This is a genomic window from Steroidobacter gossypii (genome assembly GCF_016801985.1).
GTDB lineage: Bacteria > Pseudomonadota > Gammaproteobacteria > Steroidobacterales > Steroidobacteraceae > Steroidobacter > Steroidobacter gossypii.
On record NZ_JAEVLS010000009.1, the window covers coordinates 93,174 to 109,928 of the forward strand.

General features: G+C 62.7%; 14 protein-coding genes. 8 read left to right on the plus strand and 6 right to left on the minus strand.

From position 1 onward, the window contains the following. The first annotated feature begins 183 nt into the window (after positions 1-183). The 4 genes from JM946_RS28455 to JM946_RS28470 all read left to right on the plus strand — a co-directional run bounded on the left by JM946_RS28455 (position 184) and on the right by JM946_RS28470 (position 6,522). Entirely contained in the window at positions 184-642 is a 459-nt protein-coding gene (locus JM946_RS28455) for a (2Fe-2S)-binding protein (RefSeq protein WP_203170846.1), read from the plus strand. Positions 643-658: 16 nt separating this feature from the next. Continuing rightward, on the plus strand, positions 659-2,842 hold the full coding sequence (locus JM946_RS28460) for a xanthine dehydrogenase family protein molybdopterin-binding subunit (protein ID WP_203170847.1): 2,184 nt from the start codon (positions 659-661) through the stop codon (positions 2,840-2,842). Between the two features lie 605 nt (positions 2,843-3,447). Next, entirely contained in the window at positions 3,448-5,733 is a 2,286-nt protein-coding gene (gene bglX, locus JM946_RS28465) for a beta-glucosidase BglX (protein WP_203170848.1), read from the plus strand. 174 nt (positions 5,734-5,907) lie between these two features. Then, complete coding sequence (locus tag JM946_RS28470) at positions 5,908-6,522, plus strand: hypothetical protein (RefSeq protein WP_203170849.1); 615 nt, start codon at positions 5,908-5,910, stop codon at positions 6,520-6,522. On the opposite strand, the gene JM946_RS28475 is transcribed toward JM946_RS28470, so the two are convergent. Both JM946_RS28475 and JM946_RS28480 read right to left on the minus strand, forming a co-directional pair. Further along, positions 6,519-9,008 (minus strand): chemotaxis protein CheW, encoded by a 2,490-nt coding sequence (locus JM946_RS28475; RefSeq protein WP_203170850.1) that lies wholly within the window; start codon positions 9,006-9,008, stop codon positions 6,519-6,521. The two genes, JM946_RS28470 and JM946_RS28475, sit on opposite strands and share 4 nt — an antisense overlap. A gap of 118 nt (positions 9,009-9,126) precedes the next feature. Continuing rightward, complete coding sequence (locus JM946_RS28480) at positions 9,127-9,825, minus strand: histidine phosphatase family protein (protein WP_203170851.1); 699 nt, start codon at positions 9,823-9,825, stop codon at positions 9,127-9,129. Between the two features lie 74 nt (positions 9,826-9,899). Between JM946_RS28480 and JM946_RS28485 the strand changes: the two genes are divergently transcribed. Next, the gene (locus JM946_RS28485; protein WP_203170852.1) at positions 9,900-10,220 is read left to right on the plus strand and encodes a hypothetical protein; all 321 of its coding nucleotides are present in this window, start codon (positions 9,900-9,902) and stop codon (positions 10,218-10,220) included. A gap of 48 nt (positions 10,221-10,268) precedes the next feature. Here JM946_RS28485 and JM946_RS28490 read toward each other — a convergent pair whose 3' ends face one another. The 3 genes from JM946_RS28490 to JM946_RS28500 form a co-directional block, all read right to left on the minus strand. Next, on the minus strand, positions 10,269-10,478 hold the full coding sequence (locus JM946_RS28490) for a hypothetical protein (RefSeq protein ID WP_203170853.1): 210 nt from the start codon (positions 10,476-10,478) through the stop codon (positions 10,269-10,271). 273 nt (positions 10,479-10,751) lie between these two features. Next, positions 10,752-11,330, minus strand: coding sequence for a hypothetical protein (locus JM946_RS28495; protein ID WP_203170854.1), 579 nt, complete (start codon positions 11,328-11,330; stop codon positions 10,752-10,754). A gap of 31 nt (positions 11,331-11,361) precedes the next feature. Continuing rightward, positions 11,362-11,733: a response regulator gene (locus tag JM946_RS28500; protein WP_203170855.1), complete on the minus strand. Its 372-nt coding sequence runs from the start codon at positions 11,731-11,733 to the stop codon at positions 11,362-11,364. 335 nt (positions 11,734-12,068) lie between these two features. Between JM946_RS28500 and JM946_RS28505 the strand changes: the two genes are divergently transcribed. Beyond that, complete coding sequence (locus JM946_RS28505; protein ID WP_203170856.1) at positions 12,069-12,950, plus strand: hypothetical protein; 882 nt, start codon at positions 12,069-12,071, stop codon at positions 12,948-12,950. Between the two features lie 69 nt (positions 12,951-13,019). Beyond that, positions 13,020-14,651 (plus strand): 3-(methylthio)propionyl-CoA ligase, encoded by a 1,632-nt coding sequence (locus JM946_RS28510; RefSeq protein ID WP_203170857.1) that lies wholly within the window; start codon positions 13,020-13,022, stop codon positions 14,649-14,651. Between the two features lie 44 nt (positions 14,652-14,695). Here the strand turns inward: JM946_RS28510 and JM946_RS28515 are convergent, their stop codons facing one another. After that, positions 14,696-15,841 carry an OmpA family protein gene (locus tag JM946_RS28515; RefSeq protein ID WP_203170858.1) on the minus strand — a complete coding sequence of 382 codons (1,146 nt, stop codon included), beginning with the start codon at positions 15,839-15,841 and terminating at the stop codon, positions 14,696-14,698. A 167-nt stretch (positions 15,842-16,008) separates the two neighbouring features. Here JM946_RS28515 and JM946_RS28520 point away from each other — a divergent pair, with 167 nt between their 5' ends. After that, positions 16,009-16,755, plus strand: a complete 747-nt coding sequence (locus JM946_RS28520; RefSeq protein WP_203170859.1) for a helix-turn-helix domain-containing protein — start codon at positions 16,009-16,011, stop codon at positions 16,753-16,755.

The window sequence follows — 16,755 nt, forward strand, 5'->3', positions numbered from 1 at the left end:
CCTACTCACATCGTCGGGGTGGAGCAATCGGTCAGCGCGCCGCGCTACCGGATATTGATGAATCTCGACGCTCGCCGGTGCGCTCTGCGGAAGACAGCAGGATTGGGCAACACGACGGCAGCCACCGCAGAGTAAGATTCGCCGCACTTTCCCCGGTAGCCCATCGCCAATTCCGAGGTTTCCATGATCAATCTTGACATCAACGGACAGAAAGTCGAGACCGACGCCGAGCCCGATACGCCGCTGCTGTGGGTACTGCGCGATCACCTCAGCATGACCGGCACCAAGTACGGTTGCGGCAAAGCGCTGTGCGGGGCCTGCACCGTGCACGTCGATGGCAATCCCACGCGCAGCTGCGTGCTGCCGCTCGCCGCCGTCGCCTCCAGCAAGATCACCACCATCGAAGCGGTCGGCGAATCGAAGATCGGCAAGGCCGTGCAGGACGCCTGGATCGCCGAAGATGTGCCGCAGTGTGGGTACTGCCAGTCGGGCCAGATCATGAGCGCCAGCGCCTTGCTCGCAAGCAACAGCAAACCCACCGACGCGGATATCGATGCGGCCATGGCGGGCAACGTGTGTCGTTGCGCCACGTATGTGCGCATTCGCTCGGCAATCAAACGCGCCTCGGGCTCGCTCGCTTGAGCGCAAGGAGATCACCATGAGCGCAGCAGAACGAGATGCAGTGATTCAGGCTTCACGTCGTGACATCCTCAAAGGCGGCGGCGCGTTGACCGTGGCCATGTGGTTGCCGACCGGTGGCGCGCGAGCGAACGATGCTGATGTGAAGAAAGCCGGCGCGTTCGCGCCCAACGCTTTCGTGCGCATCGACAAGGACAGCACGGTAACGGTGTTGTCCAAGCACACCGAGATGGGGCAGGGCGCGTACACGGGTCTTGCCACCATCGTCGCCGAAGAGCTCGACGCCGATTGGAGTCAGATCCGCGTGGAAGGCGCACCAGCCGACGCGAAGCTCTATAACAATTTCGCGTTCGGTCCGTTCCAGGGCACCGGCGGCAGCACGGCGATCTCGAATTCTTACGATCAGTTGAAGACGGCGGGCGCGACGGCGCGCGCGCTGCTGGTGACGGCGGCGGCGAATCGTTGGCAGGTGCCGGCGAGCGAGATCACCATCGCTTCAGGCGTCGTGCAGCACAAGTCAGGCAAGTCGGCGCGCTTCGGCGAGCTCGTGGCCGATGCCGCGAAGCTGCCGGTGCCCACCGATGTGAAGCCGAAGGATCCCTCGACTTACAACCGCATCGGCAAAAGCGCGCCGCGTGTCGACAGCCGCGCCAAGTCGACGGGCAAGGCGATCTTCACGCAGGACTTCAAGTTGCCCGGCATGTTGACCGCCGTGGTGGTGCATCCGCCTCGCTTCGGCGGCAAGGTCAAGAGCTTCGATGCGAGCAAGGCGAAGCAGGTGAAGGGCGTGAAGGCGGTGGTGTCCTTCGAGACCCCCGCGCGCTCGGGCGTCGCGGTCGTTGCCACCGATTTCTGGTCGGCGAAGAAGGGGCGCGATGCGTTGAGCGTCGAGTGGGACGAGTCGAGCGCGTTCAAACAAAGCTCCGATGAGCTGCTGAAGCAATATCGCGAGCTCACTCAGAAACCGGGCGACATCGCCAGGAAGGAAGGCGACGTCGAGACAGCGTTCGCGTCGGCCGCGCGGACCTTCGAGGCGACGTATGAGTTCCCGTATCTCGCGCACGCCGCCATGGAGCCGATGAATTGCGTCGCGAAGATCGGCCAGGGCTCGTGCGAGATCTGGAACGGCGAGCAGTTCCAGACGGCCGATCAGATGGCCATCGCCAAGCTGCTGGGCATCGCGCCCAAGGACGTGAAGATCAATCAGCTGTATGCCGGCGGCAGCTTCGGCCGTCGTGCGAATCCGTTGTCGGATTACCTCGTGGAGACGGTGGCCATCGCCAAGGCGATGGGGACGACGGATCCGGTGAAGCTGGTGTGGACGCGCGAGGACGACATGCGGGCGGGGTACTACCGGCCGATGTATGTTCATTGGATGAAGGCCGGTGTCGATGCGCAGGGCAAGCTCATTGCCTGGCAGCATCGCATCGTCGGTCAGTCGATCACGGCGGGCACGCTGTTTGCGTCCAAGGATCCGATCGACTTCACGTCGGTGGAAGGCGCAAAGAATTTGCCGTATCACGTTCCCAATCTGCAGGTGGAACTGCATACGACGAAGCCGCAGGTGCCGGTGCTGTGGTGGCGCTCGGTGGGTTCGACGCACACGGCGTTCGCGACGGAATGTTTCCTCGACGACATTGCGCGTGCGACCAAGCAGGATCCGTACGCGTTGCGGCGGTCGTTGCTCGAGAAACATCCGAGGCATGTCGGGGTGCTCGATCTGGTCGCGGAGAAATCGGGCTGGAAGAAAAAGCGCGCGGCCGATGAGGTGTATGGGCTGGCGTTGCACGAGTCGTTCAACAGCGTGGTCGGTCAGGTGGTCAAGCTGAAGAAGACGCCGAACGGGCCCAAACTGGTCAGCGTGGTGTGCGCGGTGGACTGCGGGATCGCGGTCAATCCGAATATCGTGGCCATGCAGATGGAGTCGGGCATCGGGTACGGGCTGTCAGCGGCGCTGACGGGCGCGGTGACGTTCAAGGAAGGCCGGGTCGAGCAGGGCAACTTCGATGACTATCCGGTGTTGCGGATCAACGAAATGCCTGCGGTCGAAACTCACATCGTGCCTTCCAAGAACAAGCCTACCGGAGTGGGTGAGCCTGGTACGCCTGTGATCGCACCGGCTTTGGCCAATGCGCTGGCTCTGATTGACGGTAAGCCGGTGCGGTCGCTTCCTCTGTCTTCTGCTGGAGTTCGATTGGCTTAAGAGTTTTGGTTGGATAGCGCGGTGGGTGGCAGCGCCAGGGGGGGTATCTCCTCCCTGGCACCGCTCCACCCGCCGACGCGTCGTTATCGCTCGCGCGTTGCTTGTACATCCTTGTAGCGCTAATGGGCCGACATCCCTGTCGGTCCCATTTGCCGGGGAGGAGATACTTTACCCTGACGCTGCCACCACGTCCGTGGAGCGTCGAGCCAAATCGAAGAATACAGATCGACAGCAAACCTTTTTGTTCTGACGAGTGCTGCCGATCGATCGAGCGCTACCGAGCGAATCACCAGCCCACGTTTCGGCGGCGTCGGGAGTGTCCTAACTCCTTCCGGCAGCGTCGAGAAAGAGGGACCTTTTCGGCGCAGTGCGCCCAGGGACGGGACCCCTCGGGCGCGCTTGCGCGGCCGAGGGGAGCACGGTGCCGGAAGGAGTTAGGACACTTCCGGCGACGCGAGCCACCGCGCCTCTGTCGACGCCGAGTGATTCACCCGCAGCGACGCCAGCCACCGCGCTTCTGGCGAGGCCGAGATCGAGGGTGAGGGTGAAGCAGTGGAGACCTCGCCTCTTTGCGAGAGGTAGGAGCGTCGTGGCAGGATGCCTGGATGACTCCAGCCAATACTGTCTCCCGTCGGAATTTTCTACTCGGTGCGTCCTCGCTCACACTGCTTGCATGGGCGCAGCGGAGAGCGCTCGCGAGTTCGCTCAGTGCGCGAGCGGAGGCGCATATCGAGGCGCTGATTGCGCAGATGACCATCGAGGAGAAGGCGGGGCAGCTCAGTATCTTTTCCGATATGACACGCCTGACTCCCCAGGCGGCGATCAATCCCGAAGCAGGTCCTCCCGTAGACAAGAACCTTGCGCAGCGAGTGCGTGAGGGGCGATTGATCGGTGTGTTCAATGGCCTCGGCGCCGCTGGCGCAAGGGCCATTCAGAGGATCGCGGTCGAAGAGTCGCGAATGAAAATCCCGCTGATCTTCGGCGCAGACGTACTGCACGGTTTATACACCGTGTTTCCGATTCCGCTGGGAGAAGCAGCCAGCTTCGACCCGCAACTGGCCGAGCGCACGGCGCGAGCCGCGGCGATCGAATCGACGGCGGCTGGCTTGCATTGGACCTTCGCTCCGATGGTCGACATCGGCCGCGATCAGCGCTGGGGTCGCGTCGCCGAAGGCTCAGGGGAAGATCCCTATCTGGGATCCCAACTGGCCGTGGCGCGCGTGCGTGGCTTCCAAGGAAAGAGCCTCACCGATGAGGACAGCATGCTTGCCTGTCCCAAACATTTCGTAGCGTATGGCGCAGCCTCCGGCGGCATGGATTACAACAGCGTCGAGATGTCCGAGCAGACCTTGCACGAGGTGTATCTGGCGCCGTTCAAAGCGGCGTTCGACGCCGGCGCACTGTCCACGATGAGCTCGTTCAACGACATCAACGGCGTGCCCATGTCCGCCAATCGCAAACTCATGACTGAACTTCTGCGCGAGCAGTGGAAGTTTCGAGGCATGGTGGTGTCCGACTACACGGCGGACCAGGAGCTGATCAAGCACGGTGTCGCCAGGGACGACCGCGAGGCTGCCAAGATTGCGATTCTGGCCGGCGTGGACATCAGCATGCAGAGCGATCTCTACAATCTGCATCTGCCGGGCCTGGTGAAAAGCGGCGAGCTGCCGATGGCGGTGGTCGATGAGTCGGTGCGCCGCGTGTTGCGCACGAAATATCTGCTGGGCTTGTTCGACAATCCTTATCGATCGCTCGATCCGGAAGTCGAGAAGCGCAACATCATGACGCCGCAATTGCGCGCCGTGGCTAGAGAGAGTGCGCGCGCCTCTATCGTCCTCTTGAAGAACGAAAGCAATCTGCTGCCGCTCGCCAGGTCAGGCCAGAAGATCGCATTGATCGGTCCGTTTGGCGCCGATATCAAGAATCTCGCCGGCCCGTGGGCGCCCTTCGGCAAGTCCGATCATGTGGTAAGCGTGGAGCAGGGCATGCGAGCCGTGCTCGGGGACAAGGCATCGCTCACGGTCACGCCGGGCTCGCTCATCGAGAAACCGCTCGAGGGCGGGATCGAAGCGGCCGTTGCAGCGGCGCGCGCGGCGGATGTGGTGGTGCTCGCGATTGGCGAAGGGCAGGACATGTCCGGCGAGGCTCAATCGCGCACGCAGATCGTCGTGCCCGAGCCTCAGCAACAACTCGCGGAAGCGGTCGCGAAAGTCGGCAAGCCGATGGTGGTGCTCCTTCGCAATGGTCGCGCGCTGGCACTCGAAGGGGCCGTGCGCGATGCGCAGGCCATTCTCGTCACATGGTTTCTTGGAACAGAGACGGGCAGCGCCATCGCCGACGTTTTGTTTGGCGACTACAGCCCGAGCGGACGACTGCCGGTGAGTTTCCCGCAGGACTCGGGACAGCAGCCCTATTTCTACAACCGACGAACCACCGGCCGGCCGCAAGGCGATGGCCCGCCGGCGTTCAAGGCGCGGTATCGAGAAGTGTCCAATGAAGCGTTGTATGCCTTCGGTCACGGGCTGACTTACTCGCGCTTCAATTATGAGCGGCCGCGGCTGAGCACCGAGAGGTTGCCTTGGAGCGGAACGCTGACGGTGACGGCAAAGATCACCAACACGGGCGAGCGAGAGGCGGAGGAGGTCGTGCAGCTATACATTCGCGATTGTGTGGCCAGCATGACGCGCCCCATCCGTGAGCTCAAAGGTTTTCGCAAGGTTCGATTGCCGCCTGGCGCGTCCACGGACGTGCAGTTCACCCTGACGCGCCAGGACCTCGCGTTCTACAACTTGGAGATGCAATTCGTGGCCGAGCCCGGCGAGTTCGACGTGTGGGTCGCGCCGTCCGCCACGACCGGTGTCAGCCGTCGATTCGTGTTGAACGCGAGCTGATGGGGCAGCGGCAACCAGGGGCGGAGCTTTGCCGTGGTGTCGGGGTTCTTGCCAGCTTGCCGGCGGCAAGACTTTGCCATGCAGCGAAAATGCCCGTGTTTCCCGGGCACTCACGCCGCCGGCATGCTAATTGCTCCAGCTGAGCAGTCTCAAGTCGAGCCGCGATTCGCATTCATGAAACACGCTTCGAGCTTCGTACGCGCCTTCGGTCGAGTCATTGCCCAGGTTGTCGCTCCGGTCCTGTTGATCGCGGTCAGTACGCAGGCGGCCCACGCCACCTCGGGCGCCGCCGAGGTGCTCGAGGGAATGTGGTGTAGCGAGGATGCGAACCGGGGTGCGACCATCGTGCAGTACTCGGCCGCCGGCTCCGACATCACCACGTTCACGGTGCTCTCCGAAGCGGATCCTCGCCGCATCGGCGCTCAGTCATCGATGCATCTGACGGCTGAAGCGCCCAATGTATTCACGCGTCGTTCGTTCGACGGCGCCGACCAAATCCTGAGCGTGCACAGCGGGCGGCTCACAGTGAACTCGCTGCGGATCTGGAATCGCGGCACCCGTGACGAGACGCGGCAGGTATTGGACACGCAGACCTACTACAAGTGCGACGTGGGCCAGGCACTGCGACGGGCGCAGGCATTCCTGTCCTCGCCCAAAGCCGAAGAAGCCACGCGGCTTGCGCTTCAGCGCGACGCCGACGCCGAGTTGGAGGAGCGTCGGAACGCCAGTAAAGATGCGTACTACGCTGGCCTGATCCGTCAGCTGAATCAGGCTCGCATCACGCGCTAACCCTCGCTCGGCGGGAGTTTGAAGCCCGCCGCGCCAGCAAACATCAGCAACTGCTGGATGTTCATCAGCATGAGCGCCGGCTCTTCGGCGCGCTCCGGGCGAATCGCGCGATCGAGGATGGCTGCTCCGCGCGTGTTCAAGTCGCCCACGGGCAGGATGCGGCTCACTTCGATCTCTGGAATATCCGCCAGCTCCTCGACGAGCAAGCCGAAGAGTTGCGTCCCCGCTGCCCGCACCACGATTACATTGCGAGCAGCGGCGTGCTGACCGGTGTTGAGCAGGCGGCCCAAGTCGATCACCGGCAGCGGCGTGTCCCGGTACATCAACAAGCCTGCGTGCCAAGCAGGCGCATTCGGAATCGGGCGAAGGTGAGCGCCATCGAGCGCTTCGACGATCTCATCGCGCAGCAGGCCGAGGCGTTGCTGGCCGCAATAGAAGGTTGCGATATCGATCATTCGTTCCTGCGTGAGGCCGCGTCGATGGTTCTGCGGCTCGGAGCGACGCACGGCGACCTGCTCAATCGCCTGACCCAGCGGAATCAGGATCAGGCTGAACACGCCCATGCCGGTATATTCACGATAACCTGAGCTCTTGCGCACGCCGATTCCGTAGTGCACGCCATTCATGCAGATCGTCTGCGGCGGGTGGCGCTCCGCGCCTAGCAGATCACGTGGCAACGCGATCGTATCGCCGGGCTCATAGTCGGAGGTGGCGGCGACCACGGTCATGCGGGCATCGACGAACAAGCCGATGCTGCCGCTCACGACCTCGCCCGATTCCGTGCGAGGCAGCGCATCTCGCAGCATGGCTTTGAACTGGGGCGCCGAATCAAAAACGACGCCGATGCCGCCGAGCACTCGCCGCGATTCGTCGCGAATGGCCGCGCTGTAGATCAACGTGTGCCGGGCCTCATATAGCTCGCTCGGAGCAAATGAAGACACGGCGTACTGCTGTGAGTCGCGCAGCTCCAGCGTGGCGGCAATCCATGGGGCGGCGATCGTCTCGCCGACCTTGTGAGCGTGCGCCGGATTGGAAACGGCAACGATGCGGCCGGCGCTGTCGAACAAGACGATATCGTGATAGACCGTGTAGAGACTATTGATGTGGCGGAGGATCTCGCCCGCATCGCCGCCCGCGGCGCTGAGGCAGCGACTCAGCGCGCCGTTCAGTGCCCACCAGCGACAGTCATTGGCGCGCTCGTAGAGATTTCGATCCAGCACGTCGACGGCGAGCGAGGCGAGCAGCTGCGCGTCCTCGAGAATGGCGGATACCACCGTTTCCTGCAGCTCGCTGATCGAACGCTCGAATGTTTCCTGTGTGCGGCGACCGGCATTGCCGATCTCGCGCAGCAGAACTTTGGTGAAGTCGCTGTTGTGATCCGCGCTGGTCGCAAGTCGCACGTTGCCGTTCCAGACCGTGCGATTGAGCTCGCGTTGAATGCCGTCGGCCTGCACGGGGATCTTGCGCAGGGAAGCGGAGAAGATGGTATGACTCTCACGCAATTCGGCGAGCAGTTGCCGGGAGATGGACCGGGTGCCCTCGACCGTCTGGCTGTTGAAAGCATGCTCGATCGGCAGCATGGCGTGACCGAACCAGCCGGGCCCCAGATAGCCCTGATAGCCTTGCGTCCGGCAGGTGATAGCGAGGTACTCGCGACCTGCGAAACGCACGATGCGGCCGCCTTCATCGAGGGCCATCGGCAGCGGCGCGCCGATGGGTATCTGCCAGGCATCGCTGCTCGCGATCACTCGTGCTCGCCGGTCGAGGAAACAAAACAGGGTCCAGTCGTCCGGCGCGCGCAGCTTGGCGAAAATGCCCTCGACTTCGTCCTCGAAGCGAAAGCACAGACACAACACGCCGTCGGTGCGGGCGCCGTCGCCCACCCGGAATGAATAAACCAGATTGCGCTCGCTATCGGGCAGCAGATCGATGCGACCGTAGCTTTCGACGTAACCCTGGCGCGTCGTGAGCGTATGTTGCAGCAGTTCGTGCGACGTGCGAGGCACATTGTACTGCTCATCGAGTCTCACCAGGACAGAGCCGTCGATATCCAGCAGCACGACGTCGTGATACACGGAATATTTGCCGACGTACTCGCGAAAGCGACCGCGCAGGCGCTCGTTCAATTTGTTGACCGGCGCGTCCTTGGCCCGGCGCTGGCGCAGGTAGTCACGAATGCCATCGTCCGTGGCGAGAAAGCCGATGTCGGCCGTGCGCTCGAACAGATTGCGCACCATCACGTCGATGGCGATCTGGGCTTTGGCTCGCAGCCCCAGCAGCGCCTTCTTGTATGTTTCCTCGCCGAGGCTGTGAATCAGATCATTGGCCAGAGCTTCGAACGCCTGGCGCGTGCCGCTCATGTCCGCGCCGTCGCCACGCAAGTGAGACAGCAGCGACAGCGTATCCCACGAGCCTTGCAGGCTGGCCAGGCGCGTGCGGTAGTCCTCGACCGAGGACATGTGACGTACCACCGCTGCCTTGACCATCGAACGCGCGTTCCTTTTGTCGTCGCCTGATCTCCGATGTAACGGCGCGCGATGCAGCAAGCTTGAAAAGTAAATTGCGGGCTGGTTCGCGATTTCTCGCGTCCAAAACGGTGCAGGCTCAGCGGTAGGTGATCAGCGAGCGCAGCTCTGCACGATCCAGGTGCGGCAGGCCGTTGAACATGGACAAAGAAACTTTATCGGCGTTGTAGATCAGCCGTGTGATCGAGGCGTTGTGAACGGCCCAGTTGAGCTCGATGCCGACGTGATTGGACAACCCCATCAGGTGCGCCACCAGGGTGCCGATGACGCCGCCGGAGGTGCTCACGATCAGGGTCTTGGAGCGGCCTTCGTTGCGCATGATGGATTCCATGGCGCCGGTGATCCGGCCGTGAAAGCCGCGCCACGACGTCATCTCTTCGGCTTCGATCTGCGCCTCCACCCAGGCGCGGGCGGCGCGCTCCAGGAAGAACTGAAACTTGCGTCGATCGGCGCGCAGCTCGGGCCAGCCGGCCTCGGCCAGTTGCTCTGGGGTCAGCGACTTCGCGAACGTATGCAGGATGACGTCGCTGTCGTACTCGTCGAACGCGTGCTCGATGGCAATGGGCGGGGCTGAATCGCCGAAGGCCGCGGCGATGATCTGCGCCGTTTCGGTCTGTCGGGACAGCGAGCCGGAGTAGATGCGGTCGATGCGCTCGCCGAGTTCTGCGAAGTAGGCGGCGAGATGGCGGATCTGCTCACGGCCCGTGGCCGAAAGTCGATCGTAGTTGTCGGTGCCGAACGAAGCCTGCCCGTGGCGGACCAGATAGATCGTGCTCATTCGCCGAGTGTAGCTGGCGCACGGCGTCGGCCGTATATTGTCGACCCTAGCGCTATTGGCAGGAGCCGACTGGAATGTCCCTGACCCGCATCGACGCGTATGAAGTCTTCTACTCTGCAAACGCGTATCCACCAAGGATCGCGCTGAAGGGCGCGGGCAACTACATCGGCATGATGGTGTTTCTGCCGAACGGCGCTACTTTGCCGGCGGACACGCTGACCAAGGGACAGGTGGTGCTGTACTACCACCTGGATCACTATCACAACGCCATCGACTTGCTACGGAACGAGAAGCCTGTGTACTTGTTTTACAACGGCTCCGGGCCGGGCTTCGAGAACGGCATCAAGACCATGGTCGAAAAGGTCGGCGAAGGAGAAATCACGCCCACGCAGTGAGGCGGGCGCGTGAGGGCGCCTGCAGGGCGAATCGATCGCGGGTCGCTGTTATCGACTCGCGGTGCGCTTTTCAGGCGTCGGCTCCACCGGGCCGAGATCGGTGATCTCCACTGCCCAGGAGCGCTCGGGCAGCTGATTGATCTCGACGCTCCCGGAGGTCTTTGGCGGAGCCATCAGGGCCGACGAGGCCCACACGGCTGCGCCCACCAGCGCGAACGCGCCAGCAATTCCGACGATTTGTTGAGACGTGATCGCCATGACACTCACTCCCTAATTGGCGAGGTCAATACCGGACCTACTCGTTACAAGCTCATCGACGTTGCAACAGTAGCTTGTTGACGATTCTTGACCGTGCGTCAGGTCACACCGCTCCGCGAAATGCAATGCAAAAAAAATTGAACTGAGACGCGCTTCTCAGCTTGCAGTGCAGCGATTGTCACATGCAAAGAAATATTCGCAGCTGCCGCTGCTACACAACCAGCCTCGTCGGAGGCTTCGGCGGCGCCAGCGACCCTGTTGATCCGATCCGAATCAGAACAGCTCGATCTCGCCCGCGTTGCCGACGCGGATGGTCTGGGTGCTCTGGTGGATATGGTCGCGCGCTTCGTCGGCGGACGCGCCTTCCACCATCATCTGGAAGATCTGCTTCTCTTCTTCAGTGCGATACAGGCGCTTCAGCGTGGTGAACAAACGTCGCCACTGATCGCGCTGACTCGCCTGGGCGCGGTCGCAAACGAACAGCGCCAGCGTCGACAGGCTGTAACGCACGTGACCGAGCCGCTGCGTGAGCTTGTCATAGAACTGGAAGGCGACCACGGCCGAGGTCATCTGCCGCTCGATCGACTCCATCTGTGTGTTCAAATCCAGATCGCCGAGCGCCTCGCGCTGTTCCGGCGTGAGCTTGGCGGCGGCGACTTTCATCGACCGCGCGGTATCCGCGAGGCCGGAGAACGCCTTGACCAGCGAGTCGACCGCGAGGTCGGATTCGCACATCGCCGATTCCATCTGCGCCTCGCACAGCTCGAGCATGTGCGCGATCTGTTGTTCGGGCGTCCAATCGGCGAGCGGCGCTGCTTCGGCGTTGGAGATTTCTATTGAGTTCGGCAGCATGGACGGATACACGCGGGCTTGGGGCCGTGGGTCAGAGCACCCGGGCGATGGTGGCCAGCAGCTGGTCCGGATTGAACGGCTTGACGATCCAGCCGGTCGCGCCCGCCTGTTTGCCGCGCATTTTGGTTTCCGGACCCGATTCGGTGGTCAGCACCAGCATCGGCGTGAACTTGTACGAATCCAGGCCGCGCAGTTCCTTGACCAGCGTGATGCCGTCCATGCGCGGCATGTTCACGTCGGTGAGCACCAGATCCACGCCGCGTGTTTTGGCGAGGTCCAGCGCTTCGACGCCGTCGGCGGCCTGGATCACTTCATAGCCGGCACCTTCCAGGGTGTAACGAACCATCTGGCGCATGGACGCGGAATCGTCCACCGCAAGAACTGACTTCGAGGCTCCAGACATTTACACGCGCTCCAATTGCACAGAATCTGCCTTATCGCGCCCGGGCCAGGGCGGCGACATCATCGTTTCACGCTATTAACGGCGGCTGTTCGGGGGAGTTGAGTAGGGGCTTCCCGGAATGAGCGGCCGGTCGCAGTCCGGGGGGCGTTTCTGAATGCGCAGCTGAACGGCGGCCCATGCAGCTGCATCCATCCCGGCCCGCCGGTTCGAAACTGCCAACTGCTCGGCAGAGCCGCAAAGTGTGACGCAGTACAGTCCCCGAGCAGACCAGACATAAGGATGGGCGCTCGCCCGCATTCATGAGGCCGCGGGGCGGCGCAAACCTCTAGGGACTTATGGACCTTTCCGAAACCATCATGGCGGCGATGATCGGCGCCTTGGCCACCGTCACCACCGCGCTGTTTCAGCTGTTCAGCACCATCAAGGAAAAGCGCACCCCCAGCAAGGTCGACGTGCGTCCCAAGAAAGGCTCGACCATGCGCTCGGTGCTGGCCGTGCTGGCGCTGATGGTGGCGTCCGCGGCCGGCGGCTTTCTGTATTCGGAATTGATCAAGCAGCGTTCGGAGGAAGACATCAGTGCAATGCGCGGCGAGCTGAAGGAACTGCGCACCCTGATTGCGAATGAAAAAGAAGCGGCGCGCGTCGAAGCGGCCAAAATGGCCGAGCCAGTGTCGGAGCCTGCTCGCCCGCTGATGGTGCCGGCAGCTGCCGAAGGCGTGTCGGACAGCGTCGAGTCCGTCGTTTATATCCCCGCTTGCCGCGCCGTTGGCGCGACCGCGTGTGGCGAGCAGGATGCGCAGCGAATCGCGCTGTGCGGGACGATCCCTTCCTATGCACGCGTCGAGGGCATCCAGCTGTTCGCCCAGCCGAACGCCATGCAACACCCTTGGGAGCAGCATCAGGTCAGCTTCGAGCAGGACCTGGGCGGCGCGCGTTTCACCGGCAATTCATTCGAATATGCGCAGGGCGCCGATCTCAAAGCGGTGTGCGTGAACTTCATGCAATGGAGCAGCGAGCATCCGCACATCGCGCGCATCGTCGTGCAGTTTGGTTTCGGCGCCGCTGCCGCGGATCAGCCGACGCCGGCGGCGCCGCCGATTCAGCCCATTCCATCGCCAGCGACCACGCCAACGTCTCCGCAGGCGCCGACGGTTATTGCCGCCGAGTCGCTGCACACTGTGCCCACCGCCGCCGCGCTCAGCACCACCTCGCCCTGACCGAACAGCCTTCTCACGGCATTTGTGGTATCACTTCGGATACTACAAAGATCCACCGGGGGAACGGCGATGTTCGGACAGATGATGGATCGGCCGCTGCTCATCAGCAGCATCGCGCGCCACGCAGAACTGCAACACCCGCGGCGAGAGATCGTCTCGATCACTGCCGACAATCCCAGACATCGTTACACCTACCGTGACGCGTTCGCACGCGCTCGCAAACTTGCCAATGCGTTGCAGCGTCTCGAGTTGCAGCGGGGCGATCGCATCGCCACCCTGGCCTGGAACGACTATCGTCACTTCGAAACCTACTATGGGGTGTCCGGCTCGGGCCTGGTCTGTCACACCATCAATCCGCGACTGTTCGAAGACCAGATCGCTTTCATCATCAATCACGCCGAGGATCGCTGGCTGTTCGTCGATCCGGTGTTCGTGCCGCTGGTGGAGAAGTTGCAGTCACGCCTGCCGAAGCTCGAAGGCTGCGTGGTCATGACTGACGATGCTCACATGCCGCGGACGCAGCTGCCGCGGGCTCGCAGCTACGAATCCTTGATCGCCGACCAGAGCGATGATTTCGAATGGCCCGAGTTCGACGAGCGCACCGCCAGCTCGCTTTGTTACACGTCCGGCACGACGGGCGATCCCAAGGGCGTGCTCTACAGCCATCGCTCCACCGTCCTGCACTGTTATGCCGCCGCCTTGCCGGACGCCATGGCCCTGTCGGCGCACGAGGTGGTGATGCCGGTCGTGCCGATGTTTCATGTCAACGCCTGGGGTCTGCCGTATTCGTGCCCCATGGTAGGCGCGAAGCTGGTGTTTCCGGGATCGAAGATGGGCGATGCCGAGACCCTGCAGGCGCTCATCGAAGAAGAGCAGGTCACCTTCTCGGCCGGTGTGCCGACCGTGTGGCAAGGCTTGGTCGCGTACCTGGAGAAGACCGGCAAGCGCGTCGACAGTCTGTCTCGTGTAGTGAGCGGCGGCTCGGCGGTGCCAATCGCGCTGATGGATCAATTGCGTGAACGTCACGGTGTGGAGGTCGTGCATGCATGGGGCATGACCGAAACCAGCCCGATCGGCACGATTCGCTGCCAAACGCCCGAGGCGGGAGCATTGCCGGAGGAGCGTCGCGAAGCATTGCGGGCGCGACAGGGGCGCACGGTGTTTGGCATTGAATTGAAAGTGGCGGGCGAGGATGGGCAGGAAGTGCCGCGCGATGGAAAAACGTTCGGTGCGCTGAAGGTGCGTGGCCCGTGGGTCGCGGCGGGCTACTACAAACGCGAGAGTGACGATGTGTTCGAGGAGGACGGCTGGTTCAACACCGGCGACGTCGCGACCATCTGCCCGCTGGGCTACATGCAGATCACTGATCGCACCAAGGATGTCATCAAGTCGGGCGGCGAATGGATCAGCTCCATCGAGCTGGAGAACCTGGCGGTCTCGCATCCGGCGGTGGCGCAGGCGGCGGCGATCGCGATTCCTCATCCAAAGTGGCAGGAGCGGCCGCTGCTCGTCGCGGTGTTGAAGCCGGGCTCCGCGCTGACGGCCGAGGAGCTGCTGCAGTTCTTCGCGGGGAAAGTGGCGAAGTGGTGGATTCCGGATGACGTAGTGTTCGTCGAGAAGTTGCCGCTGACCGCGACCGGCAAGCTGAGCAAGCTGCAACTGCGACAGCAGTTCGCGGGATATCAGTTTCCACAGACGTGAAAAGGCCACCTCCCCAGCCGGGGAGGTGGCCGCATCGTCACACGTTATCGTCCCTCGACCTTACCTGCACCCTCGACTTGCACGTCGCTGGGGTTGTCGAGCACGTACATCACCACGCGGCGATTCAGTGCGCGACCGGCTTCGGTGGTGTTGTCTTCGATCGGCTGCGTCTCGCCATAGCCTTTCGCAGTCAGCTGACCGGCGGGCACGCCTTGATCGAGCAAGTAGGTGCGTACCGCATCGGCGCGCTGCTGTGACAACTTCAAGTTGTACGCATCCGAACCTTTGTCATCCGTGTGACCCTGCAGCTCGATCTGCAAGCGCGGATATTTCCTCAGATCCGTGGCCACGGCATCGAGCGCGGTGCGCGACTCAGGCTTCAGACGCGCCGAGTTGTACTCGAACGTCACACCTTCGAGTGTGATGGACCCCTTGCGCGTGCAACCGTAAGCATCCACTGCCACGCCTGCGGGCGTGTCGGGGCACTTGTCGATGTTGTCGAGCACGCCATCCTTGTCCTGATCTCCCGGAGGCGGCGGCGGAGGCGGCGGGGGCGGGGCCGGCGGTGGCTCTGGTGCGGGAGGCGGTGTCTGCACGGGCTTGGCAGCCGGCGAGCCAAACGAGAACTGGAAGCCGAGCAGGCCGAGGTAGTCCCGGTTGTTGTCGGGAACGCCGTCTTCGTCCACGCGCATCTTCAGTTCGGGGCGCAGCGCGAAGCTGCTGGAGCCGTCGGCGCTTTCCCACGCCTTCCAGAACACGCCCGCACCGACCTGTCCCATGAGATTGGTCGCGTTGGTGCCCGGGCTGCGCTCGGCTTGCAACGCGCCGACGCCGAAGGTCAGGAATGGCTCGATCCGGCTGCCGCGATTGAACACGGTCAATACATCGAGCGATCCGCCGTACAGGCTCAGATCGCTGCGAGCCGGGCCGCCGCCGATCTGCGAGCCATTGAGGTTCAATTCGAGACTGATGAGCTCGCTCAGGTGTTTGCCAATGGCGACACCATACAGCCAGTCCTTGTCTTGCACCGGCCGATCGTTATCGACGGAAATGCCGCCAATCTGCGGTGTGAGATACCAGTGGCCGACATCGTCAGCTCCGGCGACGCCCGGCGCGGCGATGACGAGCGCGGGCACGGCCCAGCGCAGCGCCGGCCTCATCCGAGCACGTAACGCGTGAAACACCTTCATATCGATTCCTCTTGTTTATTCGACGTTGCCGCAACAACCAAAGTCGGCGAATGTTCCGGCAGGCGCCACCTTAGCGGCATAAATCCAACGAACAAGCTTTGATAACCGAAGTACCGGAATACGGTACTCTAGGGATCGCTCCCCAAGTCCTGTCGGAATTTGTTGCAGTGAACGAGACCAAACATCTGCTGGAAACTTTGAAGCGTTGCTTGCGCGCGCGTGGCATGACGTATCAGCGACTCGGTCGCACGCTGGGTCTGAGCGAGTCCTCCGTGAAACGTTTGTTTTCGGATGAATCTTTTACATTGGTGCGACTCGAGCGCGTGTGCGCGGCCATCGACATGAGTGTCGCCGATTTGGTACGCATGGCGTCCGGACCGCGCGAGGTACAAAGCTTCAGCCTGTCGCTGGAGCAGGAACGCACGCTCGCCAGCGATGCATCGTTGCTGGCGTTGTTTTATTTGCTATTGAACGGCCGCTCGGTCGAGGCGGCGGAGCGTCGGCTCGGGCTCAACGCTCGCACCATGCGTGGTCTGTTGACGAGACTGGTGGAGGCGCAGCTCATCGACGTCGACGCCAAGCGCCGAGTGCATCTGCATGCGCGCCTGCCGATCGCGTGGCGACCGGATGGGCCGGTGCGTAAGCTATATGAGCGCCAGGTGCGGGCAGAATTTCTGCAAGGTCCCTTCACCGGCAGCAACGAAACCCTGTCGTTTCATTCGGCGGAGCTGTCACCGGCGTCGGTGCGCATCCTGCTCAAGAAGATCGACAAGCTGGCGGCGGACTTTGCCGACCTCGCGGCGCTCGACATGCAGGCGCCGACGCGCGACAAGAGCAGCGTGGCGCTGCTGCTGGCGTGCCGGCCGTGGGTGTTCTCGATGTTCTCGGCGTATCGAGCCAAAGCGGCCGCCTGA